The organism is Nocardia sp. NBC_01388, from assembly GCF_045040085.1.
Taxonomy (GTDB): domain Bacteria; phylum Actinomycetota; class Actinomycetes; order Mycobacteriales; family Mycobacteriaceae; genus Nocardia.
The window spans coordinates 479,465-494,060 of the sequence record NZ_CP109553.1; the positions used below are offsets into that span (position 1 = coordinate 479,465).

Annotated in this window: 8 protein-coding genes, 3 rRNA genes and 1 pseudogene; 11 read left to right on the forward strand and 1 reads right to left on the reverse strand. The window is 62.8% G+C overall.

The features are described from left to right. The first annotated feature begins 25 nt into the window (after positions 1-25). The 5 genes and pseudogenes from OG716_RS02245 to OG716_RS02265 all read left to right on the forward strand — a co-directional run. Positions 26-1,207, forward strand: a complete 1,182-nt coding sequence (locus OG716_RS02245) for an NAD(P)/FAD-dependent oxidoreductase (RefSeq protein WP_405136039.1) — start codon at positions 26-28, stop codon at positions 1,205-1,207. A gap of 75 nt (positions 1,208-1,282) precedes the next feature. Further along, entirely contained in the window at positions 1,283-2,197 is a 915-nt protein-coding gene (locus OG716_RS02250; protein ID WP_405136040.1) for an RNA polymerase sigma-70 factor, read from the forward strand. Positions 2,198-2,363: 166 nt separating this feature from the next. Next, entirely contained in the window at positions 2,364-2,657 is a 294-nt protein-coding gene (locus OG716_RS02255) for a DUF3761 domain-containing protein (protein WP_405136041.1), read from the forward strand. Between the two features lie 33 nt (positions 2,658-2,690). Then, the gene (locus OG716_RS02260) at positions 2,691-3,314 is read left to right on the forward strand and encodes a DNA-3-methyladenine glycosylase (RefSeq protein WP_405136042.1); all 624 of its coding nucleotides are present in this window, start codon (positions 2,691-2,693) and stop codon (positions 3,312-3,314) included. 82 nt (positions 3,315-3,396) lie between these two features. Then, positions 3,397-3,930 (forward strand): annotated as a pseudogene (locus OG716_RS02265) (Clp protease N-terminal domain-containing protein); the annotation flags it as partial. Between the two features lie 98 nt (positions 3,931-4,028). Here OG716_RS02265 and OG716_RS02270 read toward each other — a convergent pair. After that, on the reverse strand, positions 4,029-5,681 hold the full coding sequence (locus OG716_RS02270; RefSeq protein WP_405136043.1) for a 2-isopropylmalate synthase: 1,653 nt from the start codon (positions 5,679-5,681) through the stop codon (positions 4,029-4,031). A gap of 171 nt (positions 5,682-5,852) precedes the next feature. On the opposite strand from OG716_RS02270, the gene OG716_RS02275 reads away from it, so the two are divergent. From OG716_RS02275 to rrf, 6 genes are all read left to right on the forward strand, one after another. Next, the gene (locus OG716_RS02275) at positions 5,853-6,521 is read left to right on the forward strand and encodes a FadR/GntR family transcriptional regulator (RefSeq protein WP_405136044.1); all 669 of its coding nucleotides are present in this window, start codon (positions 5,853-5,855) and stop codon (positions 6,519-6,521) included. Between the two features lie 238 nt (positions 6,522-6,759). Continuing rightward, positions 6,760-7,182, forward strand: a complete 423-nt coding sequence (locus OG716_RS02280; RefSeq protein WP_405136045.1) for a DoxX family protein — start codon at positions 6,760-6,762, stop codon at positions 7,180-7,182. 283 nt (positions 7,183-7,465) lie between these two features. Next, entirely contained in the window at positions 7,466-8,746 is a 1,281-nt protein-coding gene (tyrS, locus tag OG716_RS02285; protein WP_405139464.1) for a tyrosine--tRNA ligase, read from the forward strand. Positions 8,747-9,287: 541 nt separating this feature from the next. Then, a 16S ribosomal RNA gene (locus tag OG716_RS02290) occupies positions 9,288-10,804 on the forward strand. 335 nt (positions 10,805-11,139) lie between these two features. Further along, positions 11,140-14,261: ribosomal RNA gene (locus OG716_RS02295) — 23S ribosomal RNA — on the forward strand. Between the two features lie 193 nt (positions 14,262-14,454). Then, positions 14,455-14,571: ribosomal RNA gene (gene rrf, locus OG716_RS02300) — 5S ribosomal RNA — on the forward strand. Together the 16S, 23S and 5S rRNA genes form the textbook arrangement of a ribosomal RNA operon. Positions 14,572-14,596: the final 25 nt, after the last annotated feature.

The following is a 14,596-nucleotide window of genomic DNA, read 5'->3' on the forward strand; positions in this document are numbered from 1 at the left end:
ACGCGACACACTCAGGAGCGCAGCGATGAACACCACCGACACCCACGAAATCGTCGTCCTCGGCGCCGGCTACACCGGCATGCTGGCCGCCATCCGGCTGGGCCGCCGCACCCGCAAGCAGGCCGTGCGCATCACCCTGGTCAATCCGTCCGCCCGATTCACCGAGCGGCTGCGCATGCACCAGGTCGCCGCCGGTCAGGAATTGGCCGACCACCGCATCGCGGATCTGCTGGAGGGTTCGGGCGTGGAATTCCACCAGGCCGCGGCCACCGCCATCGATACCGCCGCCCGCACCGTCACCCTCGACGACAATGCGCAGCTGAACTACGACACCCTGGTCTACGCGCTCGGCAGCAGCACCGACACCAGCCGGGTCCCCGGCGCCGACCACCACGCCTGGACCCTCAACGATCCCCGCCGGGCCCATGCCTTCTCGGAGCGTCTGACCGAGGCGGCCAGCGCAGGTGGGGCCGTCACGGTATGCGGCGGCGGACTCACCGGCATCGAAGCCGCGACGGAAATCGCCGAATCCCACCCCGGCCTCACCGTCACCCTCGTCAGCCAGGCCGAGCCCGGCGCGATGATGGGCGATAAGGCCCGCGCCCACCTGAACCGCGCCCTGGACCGGCTCGGCGTGCGGCGGATCGTCGGCGTGAAGGTCACCAAGGTGCTCCCCGACGCAGTGCAGCTGAGCACCGGTGAACTGCACACCTCGGATCTGACGCTGTGGACCACCGGTGTGAAGGTCGCACCGCTGGCCGCCGCGGCCGGTATCGCCACCGATGCGCGCGGCCTGATCGTCACCGACGCCACCCTGCGCTCGGCCTCGCACCCGGAGATCCATGCCATCGGTGACGCCGCCGCCGTCACGCAGGTGTGGGGCCCGATCCACGGCACCTGCCAGAGCGGCCTGCCGACCGCGGCATACACCGCGGACGCCATCGCTCGTGAACTGCGCGGAAAGGCAGTGCGGCCCTTCCGTTTCGGCTACATCCACCAGCCGGTGAGCCTGGGCCGCAAGGACGCGGTCATCCAGTTCACGAATGCCGACGACACCCCGAACCGCTGGTACCTGCGGGGCCGGGCCGCCATTGCCTACAAGGCGATGGTCAGTGGCAGCCCGGTGCCGAGCTTCAAGATGAGCAAGCACATGACGGTCTCGGTGCAGCTGTCCAAGGGCGGCCGCGCCACCCGCAAGACCGCATGACTTGGCTATCGGACGCCGGGATACGACAGCGCATCCCGGCCCTCCGATGGATTCGATGCGCAAGGCCCGGTAGATATGAATCCCATGCAGGACCACGACAGCGGCACGCCCGCCCAGCCCGACGCGACGATCGACCCCTTCGTCGAACATCGCCGGCTGCTGTTCGGCACGGCGTACCAGATGCTCGGCACCGTCACCGACGCCGAGGACGTCCTGCAGGACGCCTGGATCAAATGGCATGCCACCGACCGTGATTCGGTCGAGTACCCCAAGTCCTACCTGGTTCGCACCGTCACCAATCTGGCCCTGAACCGGCTCACCTCCGCCCGGGCCATCCGCGAAACCTATGTCGGCCCATGGCTGCCGGAACCCCTACTGACCACCACCGATGCCGCCGAGGAGACCGAAGTGGCCGACACCGTGTCGACCGCCATGCTGGTCGTCCTGGAAACCCTCACACCGGTGGAGCGCGCCGTCTTCGTCCTGCGCGAAGTCTTCGGCTACTCGCACGCCGAAATCGCCGGATTCCTGGACCGCCCCGAGACCACGGTGCGGCAGATCTCGCATCGCGCCCGCTCCCATGTGCAGTCCCGCCGACCACGATTCGACGCCGACGATGCCTCGCGGCGCGAGATCACCGGCAAATTCATGGCCGCCTGCCAGGGCGGTGATCTGAATGCGCTCATGGAACTACTCGCGCCCGACGTCACGCTGTGGAACGACGGCGGTGGCAAGGTCACCGCCGCCCGCCGCCCGCTGCACGGCCCCGATCATGTCGCCCGCTGGATGCTCGGCGTCATGGCCAAACCGATCAGCGCGGGCATCTACCTCGAATCCGCTTTCGTCAACGGCGAACTCAGCATTCTCGGCAAGATCGGCGACTACATCGTCGGCGCGCTCACCTACGACGTTGTCGACGGCCGCATCGAGAACCTCCGCTTCCAGGTCAACCCCGACAAGCTCGACGGCCTGCGGCCCGCGAGCGAATAGCCCTGGGGGCAAAACCAACTGGGGGATGAGTGTTCTCCCCGGGTGTATGGCCGCCCTAGCCATCGGCCGAATCGCACCGGGTCGCGCCGCCGATGCGGTAGTGTTCGGCGCCTGAGCCGGGGCCTTCACCTTCTGGCGGAAACTGTTCTCGTACAAGGAATCTCAGTTGACAATCGAATACCGGAAGCGCGTACTGCGCTTCGTCCTGCCCGCCGTGTCCGCCGCGCTCTTCGGCGCGGGTGCGCTGCTCGGCGCTCCCGCGACCGCCGCACCACTGCTGCACGCCTCCTGCTCGGCGACCGAATACGACAATGTCGACGGCGACTGCGTTCCGCGCCCACAGCAGGCCCCCAGCGCACCGCCGGGAGCTACCGCCCTCTGCAAGGACGGAGACTACAGCTTCAGTGAGAATCACCGGGGCACCTGCTCCGGCCATCACGGGGTCGCGAAGTGGCTGTGACCGTGTCGGGGTCATAGGACACAATCGGTAGCTGTGCCTGCTGAGGAACTCGTTGTCGAACCGCTGGTCGCCGCGCGCCGGTTGCTCGGCGCGACCCTGTGGTCGGGGGCGGTGGGAATTCGCGTCACCGAGGTCGAGGCGTACGGGGGCGACCCCGCCGGTCCGTGGCCCGATCCGGCCGCACACTCGTATCCGGGCCCCACGCCGCGCAATGCCGTCATGTTCGGCCCGCCCGGGGTGCTGTACGTCTACCTCAGCTACGGGATGCACACCTGCGTGAATGTCACCACCGGCCCGGACGGCACCGCCGGCGCGGTGCTGATCCGGGCCGGCGAGGTGATCGCGGGCCACGACCTCGCGCGCGGCCGCCGGCCCGCGGCGCGCACCGATGCCGATCTGGCAAGGGGGCCGGGCAATCTCGGCAGTGCCCTGGGAATCACCCTCGGCGACTATGGAACCGACCTCTTCGCCGCGAAATCCGCGATCCGGCTGGAGCTGACTCCCGAAATCATCGAGCCCGCAGCCGTTTCCGCCGGTCCGAGGGTCGGCGTCCGGCTCGCCGCCGAACGGCCCTGGCGGCTGTGGCTGGCGGATTCGCCCGCCGTGTCGGTCTACCGGCGCAGCCCGCGCGCGCCGCGGCTCGATCGCCCCGCCTGAACCTGGAGCACACCAGCGGATTCCGCGACCGCGGGCCGCGTGCGGGCTACCGTGGAATGGAAGTCGCTCCACTGGAGGTCTCATGTTCAATCAATTCTCCGACCGGGCTCGCCGGGTGGTGGTGCTGGCGCAGGAGGAAGCCAGACTGCTCAACCACAACTACATAGGCACCGAGCACCTGCTGCTCGGGCTGATCCGCGAGCACGACGGTGTGGCAGCACACGCACTCGAGGATGTGGGGGTGAGCCTGGAGGCTGTGCGCACCAAGGTCAAGCAGCTCATCGGGGAGGGATCCCGCGAGCCGGCCGCCCACATTCCCTTCACGCCGCGTTCGAAGCGGGTGCTGGAGCTGTCGCTGTACGAGGCGAAAGAGCTGGGGGACTCCGAGATCGGCACCGAACATCTGCTGCTCGGGCTGGTCGAAGAGGGTGAGGGCGTGGCCGCGCAGATACTGAACAGCATGGACGCCGGCGCCGGGCGGGTGCGCAGCCGCATTCTCGAAATACGTGGATCGAATGCCGAATCCGCCACGCCCGCAGCGAAGTCCGTCTATGGGGCCAGCTCGATGACGCGCCGCCTCGAGGCTCTCGAACGCCGCGTGACCGAACTGGAACGGCGGCTGGGCGACTCCCAGCCCCGCGACCCGGACGCCTGAGCTGTCGCGGAATCGGTTGTGCCGCCGCGCGGTTCGCACCGCGCGGCGGCAGCGTGGAATTACACCTCGACCGTTGCCCGGCAGCGGTCCGCCGCTGCCGTCACCGCCGCGCGCCCGGCCTGGGCAGCGGATTCGCCCGTTCCGAATGCCCACCGCACCTGCTGCCCGTTCCGGTACTCCAGATACACCACCGCGGCCGCGAATCCGGTGCGGCCCGGCGCCTGCTGGTGCAGCGCCAGCACTTCGATGACACAATCCTGTTCGGCCAGCGCGTGTACCAGTTCCTCAACAGAGCCTGCTTCCGGAACAGCGTTGTCCGGCAATACTTTCAGCTCTCGGGCATACGCCTCCGTGAACAGCTCCCACAGCGTGCGCGCCGAAACCTCGGCCCCGGTGCTGTCGGTATGCCGCTGCACATGCCGCGCGAAGTCGATCTGCATACGCCGCGGCAGGTCCAGCCCGTACTCCTCCTGCAGCAGATAGGCGATTCCACCCTTGCCGGACTGTGAGTTCACCCGGATCACGGCGTCATAGGAACGTCCCACATCCGCCGGATCCATCGGCAGATACGGTACCTCCCAAGGAATCTCGCTCTCCGGCACGCCGATCTGCGCCGCTCGCGCCCGATGCTCGGCGAACCCCTTCTTGATGGCGTCCTGGTGCGTCCCGGAGAACGCCGTGTACACCAGATCGCCCGCATACGGATGCCGCTCGGGAACCGGCAGCCGCGTGCAGTACTCCACCGTGCGCCGGATCTCGTCGATATCGGAGAAGTCGATCATCGGATTCACGCCCTGCGCATGCAGATTCAAGGCGAGGGTGGCCAGATCGACATTGCCGGTGCGCTCACCATTGCCGAATACGCACCCCTCCACCCGCTGCGCACCGGCCAGTACCGCCAGCTCCGCGCAGGCCACGCCGGTGCCGCGATCATTGTGCGGATGCACCGACAGGATGACGCTCTCGCGCCGCGCCAGATTCCGGTGCATGTACTCGATTTGATCGGCGTACACATTCGGCGTCGCCACCTCGACCGTCGCGGGCAGGTTCAGCACCACCGGCCGCTGCGGCGTCGCCTCCCAGACCGTGGTGATCCGATCGCAGATATCCAGGACGAAATCCGGCTCGGTGAGCATGAAGACCTCGGGGGAGAACTGGAACCGCACATTCGGCAGCTCCCCGGCCAGCGCCGCGATATCGCGCGCACCGGCGGTGATCAGGTCGGCAACCTGCTCGCGCGAGGCGCCGAGCACCACATCCCGCCAGATCGGCGCGGTCGCGATGTACATATGGATGACCACGTCATTGGTGATGCCGCGAATCGATTCGACGGTCCGCTCGATCAGATCCCGGCGGGCGGGCGTGAACACCACAATGGTGACATCCTCCGGCGCCAGTCCTTCGGCACCGATGAGCCGCACGAAATCGAAGTCGGTCTGCGAGGCGCTGGGATACCCGACCTCGATCTCCTTGTAGCCCATGGCCACCAGCATTTCGAAGAATCGCCGCTTACGCGCCGGGTCCATCGGCTCGGCCAGCGCCTGATTGCCGTCCCGCAGATCGACCGGCACCCACAGCGGCGCCGCGGTGATCCGGTTCGAGGGCCACTGCCGATCGGTGATCGGTACCGAAACCCGTTCGTACACATCGCGATACCGATGCGACGGCATGGCGGACGGCTGCTGATGATTCCACGTGGTGGAAGAGAACATGATTGCTGTCTTTCGCGTCGGAAGAGTGACCGGCGCAGCAGTTCAACCCGCGGGAGGGTGCCGGTCGGTCAGACCCCGCCGCGGCGGAGAAGCAGAAGCAGCACACCCTGAGTCATGTGGCTTAGACTAAACGGGAATCACTCCTCAGACAAGTAGAGAGGGAAAAAGGATATGTCGCAGGTCCAGAGGCACCCGCTCGCCGCACAAGCCGCCGAAGTACTACTGGAACGGCTGCGAGCGGGGGAGTGGGAGCTGGGACACCGGCTACCGGGGGAGACGACGCTCGCCGCGCAGCTCGGCGTCGGCCGCTCCACGCTGCGGGAGGCCATTCGCGAACTCGCCGGGCGGGGTGTGCTCGAAAGCCGCCAGGGCGCAGGTGTTTTCGTCACCGCACTCGATGTGGCCGAGGATTGGGATACGGTGCTGCGCCGCGCCGATATCGAAGCGGTCATCGAGGCCCGCATTGCGATCGAGGCCGAAGCCGCGGCCCTGGCCGCGCAGCGCCGCACCCCCGCCGACCTGCGCAATATTCTGCGCGCCCTGACCGCGCGCGCCGAGGCCGGCGATTCCGTCGAAGCACTCGTGGACGCCGACACCGCTTTTCATCGCACGATCATCGCCGCCGCGCACAATGACATCCTGCTGGAGATGTTCAACGCCTTCGTCCCGCGCCTTCGCCGCGCCATGGTCGATATGCTCCGCATCCGCCCGATCGCCGATCCGGGGGCGGACCACCATGCGCACGAAGACCTCTATGTGGCCATCCGCGCCCGCAAGCCCGAGATCGCCGCCACCGCGAGCCGCGTCCACCTCACCTCTCTGAAGACGGCGTTGACGTAGAGGCAGGCGGTATTGACGTAGGCGGTGAGGTGATCGGCCCAGCGGGACGTTCGGCGACCATCATCGACCGCGTATCTGCCGCAGGTACTGCGACCCCATACTTCTCGGGGCGCTGAGCAGGGCAAAGTGCAATTTCAAGATTCTTTTCGGGATCGCCGATGAGTTTTCGAAACGGGCTCCGTCTCTACGTATGACCGAGCTCGACCCCGAACTCGCAAGCCCCCGAAGGAAACTCGCCATGACCGCCATCGCCGCCCCCGCCCAGACCTCCGCCACCACCGCCGGCCCGAGCAAGACCCGCAACCGGGTGCTCTGGACCCTGCAGATCCTCTTCGGCCTGTTCTTCATCATCGCCTCGGGCCTGCCGAAGCTGGTCGGCCAGCACGACGCCGTGCAGTCCTTCCGCGATATCGGCTGGGGCGAATGGTTCCGCTACTTCACCGGCGTGGTCGAGGTCTCCGGCGGCATCGGCCTGCTGGTGCCCCGTCTGAGCGGCCCGGCCGCCGCGGGCCTGTCCATCACCACGGTGCTGGCCGCCGCCACCCAGGTCTTCCTCTTGCACAATGCCGCCCTGGCCCCCTTCCCGCTGGTCCTGGCCGTGATGTTCGCCTGGATCGCCTACGAGCGCCGCGCCTCCTTCGCCACACTGCTCAACCGCTGACCCCCTTGAATATTGCTTCGACACCTGATCCGCCCCCGAGGACACTCGGTGGCGGATCAGACGCGTGCCGGTCACACCGGCATTGACGCCTCCTCGTCCCTCACCTCGCAGACGGGGCTTGTTCGCGAGGTGAGGCGACAACGGATTTCGCAAGGTCGGGGTAACTCGCCGGGGACGGCCAAAATTGTTTCGTTCCTCCACCGGCGGCCGCGTGCACGACTGACTGCGGCACCCAGGCCGGGCGCAAAAGTTGCGGGGAGGCGGAATGGCAAGATGGGGAGACGTGAGCGGCGACATTATCGATGAACTGACCTGGCGCGGATTGATCGCGCAGTCCACCGACCTGGACGCGCTGCGTGCGGATCTGGCGAAGGGGCCGATCACCCTCTATGCCGGCTTCGACCCGACTGCCGCGAGCCTGCACGCCGGACACCTCGTTCCGCTGTTGGCGCTCAAGCGTTTTCAGCGTGCGGGCCACCGCCCCGTCGTCCTCGCGGGCGGCGCGACCGGCCTGATCGGCGATCCTCGCGACGTCGGCGAGCGCAGCATGAACTCCACCGACACCGTGGCCGAGTGGGCGGGCCGCATCCGCTCCCAGCTGGAGCGCTTCGTCGATCTCGACGATTCACCCACGGGCGCGATCATTGCCAACAATATGGATTGGACCGGACCGCTGAGCACGGTCTCGTTCCTGCGCGATATCGGTAAGCACTTCTCGGTGAACGTCATGCTGGCCCGGGATACGGTCAAGCGCCGCCTGGAGAGCGACGGCATGTCCTACACCGAGTTCTCCTACATGCTGCTGCAGGCCAACGACTACTTGCAGCTGCGCCGCAATCACGGTTGCCGGCTGCAGGTCGGTGGTTCGGATCAGTGGGGCAACATCATCGCGGGCGTGGAGCTGAACCGCCGCGTCGACAGCGAGCATGTGCACGCCCTGACCGTGCCGCTCGTGACCTCCGCCGACGGCAAGAAGTTCGGCAAGTCCACCGGCGGCGGCAGTCTCTGGCTCGATCCGGAGATGACCAGCCCCTACGCCTGGTACCAGTACTTCGTGAATACGGCCGATGCCGATGTGGTCCGCTACCTGCGCTGGTTCACCTTCCTCTCGCGGGAGGAACTGGACGAGCTCGAGCAGGCGACTCTCGAGCGTCCGCACGCCCGGGAGGCGCAGCGCCGCCTGGCCGCCGAGATGACGACCCTCGTACACGGTGAGGAGAACACCCACTCCGTGCAGCTGGCGAGTCAGGCCCTGTTCGGCCGCGGTGAACTCCGTGATCTGAACGAATCGACCATGGCCGCCGCGCTGACCGAAGCCGCCGTCGACGGCAAGGTCGCCGAATCCACCAGCAGCTCCACGATCGTGGACCTGCTCGTGGCCACCGGACTCTCCGACAGTCGCGGCGCGGCGCGCCGTGCTGTCAATGAGGGTGGCGCGGCCGTGAACAACGAACGCGTCTCGGATCTGGAGTGGACGCCGTCCGACTCCGACTACCTGCACGGCCGCTGGCTGGTACTGCGTCGCGGCAAGAAGAACTTCGCCGGTGTCCGCAGGGCCGATTAGAGCCGATCGACATGACCTGGGTCACATTCGGATGGCCCAGGTCGTCGAAAGGTCCGGATCGCGCCCTCGCGACCTGCGGTTACGGACCCCTGACCAGGCGATTTGACGTGGCGTTTCCCGCCACGTAACTTATTCCAGGTCAGAGCGACACGGACACCGACCGGGAGCCAAACGCCCAGCTCAGAGGCTGGAAATGCGGAACCGGACACGAGGTTGTACGAGGAGCGCCTGACCAAACAGGTAAAGCCCATCTGAACCCGAGCTTGACTCGTTGGAGCAGAGAAGCTAGGCTGGAAAAGTTGCCTCACTGGAGGGTCGTTAAATCGGCCGGATGGTGTGTGCGCCTGTTCTTTGAGAACTCAATAGTGTGTCGATGAATGTCAGTGCCAATTATTTAATTGGTTCCGGCTTCTCATACCCCCCGGTTGAGAGGTCGGACATTTAGTCAGCAAATACTTTTTGCTGGCGTTTTGTTTTGCCATGGTTTTCGGACTCTGGTTAATTCTTCTGATTGCATCCTTCGGGGTGTGGTTGAGAGTCTTCAACGGAGAGTTTGATCCTGGCTCAGGACGAACGCTAGCGGCGTGCTTAACACATGCAAGTCGAGCGGTAAGGCCCTTCGGGGTACACGAGCGGCGAACGGGTGAGTAACACGTGGGTGATCTGCCTCGCACTCTGGGATAAGCCTGGGAAACTGGGTCTAATACCGGATATGACTTTCGGATGCATGTTCGAGGGTGGAAAGATTTATCGGTGCGAGATGGGCCCGCGGCCTATCAGCTTGTTGGTGGGGTAACGGCCCACCAAGGCGACGACGGGTAGCCGACCTGAGAGGGTGACCGGCCACACTGGGACTGAGACACGGCCCAGACTCCTACGGGAGGCAGCAGTGGGGAATATTGCACAATGGGCGAAAGCCTGATGCAGCGACGCCGCGTGGGGGATGACGGCCTTCGGGTTGTAAACCCCTTTTGACAGGGACGAAGCGCAAGTGACGGTACCTGTAGAAGAAGCACCGGCCAACTACGTGCCAGCAGCCGCGGTAATACGTAGGGTGCGAGCGTTGTCCGGAATTACTGGGCGTAAAGAGCTTGTAGGCGGTCTGTCACGTCTTCTGTGAAAACTTGGGGCTCAACCTTAAGCTTGCAGGGGATACGGGCAGACTAGAGTACTTCAGGGGAGACTGGAATTCCTGGTGTAGCGGTGAAATGCGCAGATATCAGGAGGAACACCGGTGGCGAAGGCGGGTCTCTGGGAAGTAACTGACGCTGAGAAGCGAAAGCATGGGTAGCAAACAGGATTAGATACCCTGGTAGTCCATGCCGTAAACGGTGGGTACTAGGTGTGGGTTTCCTTCCACGGGATCCGTGCCGTAGCTAACGCATTAAGTACCCCGCCTGGGGAGTACGGCCGCAAGGCTAAAACTCAAAGGAATTGACGGGGGCCCGCACAAGCGGCGGAGCATGTGGATTAATTCGATGCAACGCGAAGAACCTTACCTGGGTTTGACATACACCGGAAAGCTGTAGAGATATGGCCCCCCTTGTGGTCGGTGTACAGGTGGTGCATGGCTGTCGTCAGCTCGTGTCGTGAGATGTTGGGTTAAGTCCCGCAACGAGCGCAACCCTTATCTTATGTTGCCAGCGCGTCATGGCGGGGACTCGTGAGAGACTGCCGGGGTCAACTCGGAGGAAGGTGGGGACGACGTCAAGTCATCATGCCCCTTATGTCCAGGGCTTCACACATGCTACAATGGCCGGTACAGAGGGCTGCGATACCGCGAGGTGGAGCGAATCCCTTAAAGCCGGTCTCAGTTCGGATCGGGGTCTGCAACTCGACCCCGTGAAGTTGGAGTCGCTAGTAATCGCAGATCAGCAACGCTGCGGTGAATACGTTCCCGGGCCTTGTACACACCGCCCGTCACGTCATGAAAGTCGGTAACACCCGAAGCCGGTGGCCTAACCCTTGTGGAGGGAGCCGTCGAAGGTGGGATTGGCGATTGGGACGAAGTCGTAACAAGGTAGCCGTACCGGAAGGTGCGGCTGGATCACCTCCTTTCTAAGGAGCACATCTCCACGACTCTTCACACAGGTGAATGACGTTGTGGCAGAGACCGTTTCGGAAACACATGTTTTCCGGCGGACGCTCATGGGTGGAACACTGACAACCTCCTCGCAATCGGACAGTCCCTAGTGGCTGGCCGGCGAGTGATATATCGGCACACTGTTGGGTCCTGAAAGAACAGACGTAAGTCTTTCTTTCCAGGCAAGATAACGACAAAATCTGGTCCGCAACATACCGGGCGACTCTTACCGAGTTTCTGCTGGTGTCGCAATCGAGATCGGGTTTTGTGTGTTGTTTGAGAACTGCACAGTGGACGCGAGCATCTTTGTTAGTAAGTGTGTAAGAGCGTACGGTGGATGCCTTGGCACCAGGAGCCGATGAAGGACGTAGGAGGCTGCGATAAGCCTCGGGGAGCTGTCAACCGAGCTGAGATCCGAGGATGTCCGAATGGGGAAACCCAGCACGAGTGATGTCGTGTTACCCGCGCCTGAATATATAGGGCGTGTGGAGGGAACGTGGGGAAGTGAAACATCTCAGTACCCACAGGAAGAGAAAACAACAGTGATTCCGTGAGTAGTGGCGAGCGAAAGCGGAAGAGGCTAAACCGTGTAGATGTGATAGCCGGCAGGCGTTGTCTATGCGGGGTTGTGGGGCTCATTTTCTTGGTTCTGCCGAACTGAGCAAGAGTCAGAAAAGATCGCGTTAGTCGAATTGGTCTGGGACGGCCAACCGTAGACGGTGAGAGTCCGGTAGACGAAAACGCGTTCTCTCTTGTAATGAGTACCCGAGTAGCAGCGGGCCCGTGAAATCTGCTGTGAATCTGTCGGGACCACCCGATAAGCCTGAATACTACCTGGTGACCGATAGCGGACTAGTACCGTGAGGGAAAGGTGAAAAGTACCCCGGGAGGGGAGTGAAATAGTACCTGAAACCGTGCGCTTACAATCCGTCAGAGCCTTCGCACTTCGGTGTTGTGGGGTGATGGCGTGCCTTTTGAAGAATGAGCCTGCGAGTCATCGGTGTGTGGCGAGGTTAACCCGTGTGGGGTAGCCGTAGCGAAAGCGAGTCCGAATAGGGCGCCCTTCAGTCGCACACTATGGACCCGAAGCGGAGTGATCTACCCATGGCCAGGGTGAAGCGACGGTAAGACGTCGTGGAGGCCCGAACCCACTTAGGTTGAAAACTGAGGGGATGAGTTGTGGGTAGGGGTGAAAGGCCAATCAAACTCCGTGATAGCTGGTTCTCCCCGAAATGCATTTAGGTGCAGCGTCACGTGTTTCACACCGGAGGTAGAGCTACTGGATGGCCTAGGGGGCCCACAAGCTTACCGAAGTCAGCCAAACTCCGAATGCCGGTGTGTGAGAGCGTGGCAGTGAGACTGCGGGGGATAAGCTTCGTAGTCGAGAGGGAAACAGCCCAGATCGCCGGCTAAGGCCCCTAAGCGTGTACTAAGTGGAAAAGGATGTGGGGTCGCGAAGACAACCAGGAGGTTGGCTTAGAAGCAGCCACCCTTGAAAGAGTGCGTAATAGCTCACTGGTCAAGTGATCCTGCGCCGACAATGTAGCGGGGCTCAAGTACACCGCCGAAGCCGCGGCATTCACACATTATCCCGCCTTCGGGCCAGGAGTGTGGATGGGTAGGGGAGCGTCCTGTAGCCAGGGAAGCGGCGGAGTGATCCAGCCGTGGAGGCTATGGGAGTGAGAATGCAGGCATGAGTAGCGAAAGACGAGTGAGAAACTCGTCCGCCGAATGACCAAGGGTTCCTGGGCCAGGTTAATCCGCCCAGGGTGAGTCGGGACCTAAGGCGAGGCCGACAGGCGTAGTCGATGGACAACGGGTTGATATTCCCGTACCCGTGTATCCGCGCCCAATGGCGAATCTAGTGTGCTAACTGTCCAAAAGTTTCCTTATCGAGCCTTCGGGCGAGAGGGGGAACGGCTGCACAGGACCCTGCTGGTAGTAGTCAAGCGATGGGGTGACGCAGGAAGGTAGCTGGGCCCGGTAATGGTTGTCCGGGTGTAAGCCTGTAGGGCGTTGTGTAGGCAAATCCGCACAACATGTAGCCTGAGAGGTGATGCGTAGCCGATTGAGGCGAATTCAGTGATCCTATGCTGCCGAGAAAAGCCTCTAGCGAGCTGGTACATGGCCCGTACCCCAAACCGACACAGGTGGTCAGGTAGAGAATACTAAGGCGATCGAGATAACTGTGGTTAAGGAACTCGGCAAAATACCTCCGTAACTTCGGGAGAAGGAGGGCCTTGTCTGGTGAACGGACTTGCTCCGGGAGCTGGGTGAGGTCGCAGAGACCAGTGAGAAGCGACTGTTTACTAAAAACACAGGTCCGTGCGAAGTCGTAAGACGATGTATACGGACTGACGCCTGCCCGGTGCCGGAAGGTTAAGAGGACCGGTTAGCCCTTTGGGGCGAAGCTGAGAATTTAAGCCCCGGTAAACGGCGGTGGTAACTATAACCATCCTAAGGTAGCGAAATTCCTTGTCGGGTAAGTTCCGACCTGCACGAATGGCGTAACGACTTCTCAGCTGTCTCAACCACAGACTCGGCGAAATTGCATTACGAGTAAAGATGCTCGTTACGCGCGGCAGGACGAAAAGACCCCGGGACCTTCACTATAGCTTGGTATTGGTGTTCGGTACGGTTTGTGTAGGATAGGTGGGAGACTGTGAAGCGGGCACGCCAGTGTTCGTGGAGTCATCGTTGAAATACCACTCTGATCGTATTGGACTTCTAACCTCGGACCATGATCTGGTTCAGGGACAGTGCCTGGTGGGTAGTTTAACTGGGGCGGTTGCCTCCCAAAATGTAACGGAGGCGCCCAAAGGTTCCCTCAGCCTGGTTGGCAATCAGGTGTCGAGTGCAAGTGCACAAGGGAGCTTGACTGTGAGACCGACAGGTCGAGCAGGGACGAAAGTCGGGACTAGTGATCCGGCACCGGCAAGTGGAAGCGGTGTCGCTCAACGGATAAAAGGTACCCCGGGGATAACAGGCTGATCTTCCCCAAGAGTCCATATCGACGGGATGGTTTGGCACCTCGATGTCGGCTCGTCGCATCCTGGGGCTGGAGTAGGTCCCAAGGGTTGGGCTGTTCGCCCATTAAAGCGGCACGCGAGCTGGGTTTAGAACGTCGTGAGACAGTTCGGTCTCTATCCGCCGCGCGCGTCAGAAACTTGAGGAAGGCTGTCCCTAGTACGAGAGGACCGGGACGGACGAACCTCTGGTGTGCCAGTTGTCCTGCCAAGGGCACGGCTGGTTTGCTACGTTCGGAAGGGATAACCGCTGAAAGCATCTAAGCGGGAAGCCTGTTCCAAGATGAGGTTTCTCACCTACTTGATAGGTTAAGGCCCCCAACAGACCATTGGGTTGATAGGCAGGAACTGGAAGCCCGGTAACGGGTGCAGGTGACCTGTACTAATAGGCCGAGGACTTACCAACAAAGAAGCTACGCGTCCACTGTGCGGTATCTGAAACAACACACAATTCTGTGTGACGGTGTTTCAGGGGGTCGAATCCCTGAACCCCCGGAGGCGGATATCCGAGGTTTTTGCCTCGATCACTCTTATGGGTGTTCGAGGGCAAGGCCCTCGAATCCTCTTCTGGCACATGGAATGTGACAGTTTCATAGAGTTACGGCGGCTATAGCGGTGGGGAAACGCCCGGTCCCATTCCGAACCCGGAAGCTAAGGCCACCTGCGCCGATGGTACTGCACTCGACAGGGTGTGGGAGAGTAGGACACCGCCGGAACATCCTTCACGAAAGGGGACCCACA

Coding starts and splice junctions, on each gene's coding strand:
- OG716_RS02275 (WP_405136044.1), top strand. CDS start 5,853: ATGTCGCAGGTCCAGAGGCACCCGCTCGCCGCACAAGCCGCCGAAGTA.
- OG716_RS02280 (WP_405136045.1), top strand. CDS start 6,760: ATGACCGCCATCGCCGCCCCCGCCCAGACCTCCGCCACCACCGCCGGC.
- OG716_RS02250 (WP_405136040.1), top strand. CDS start 1,283: ATGAATCCCATGCAGGACCACGACAGCGGCACGCCCGCCCAGCCCGAC.
- OG716_RS02245 (WP_405136039.1), top strand. CDS start 26: ATGAACACCACCGACACCCACGAAATCGTCGTCCTCGGCGCCGGCTAC.
- OG716_RS02270 (WP_405136043.1), bottom strand. CDS start 5,681: ATGTTCTCTTCCACCACGTGGAATCATCAGCAGCCGTCCGCCATGCCG.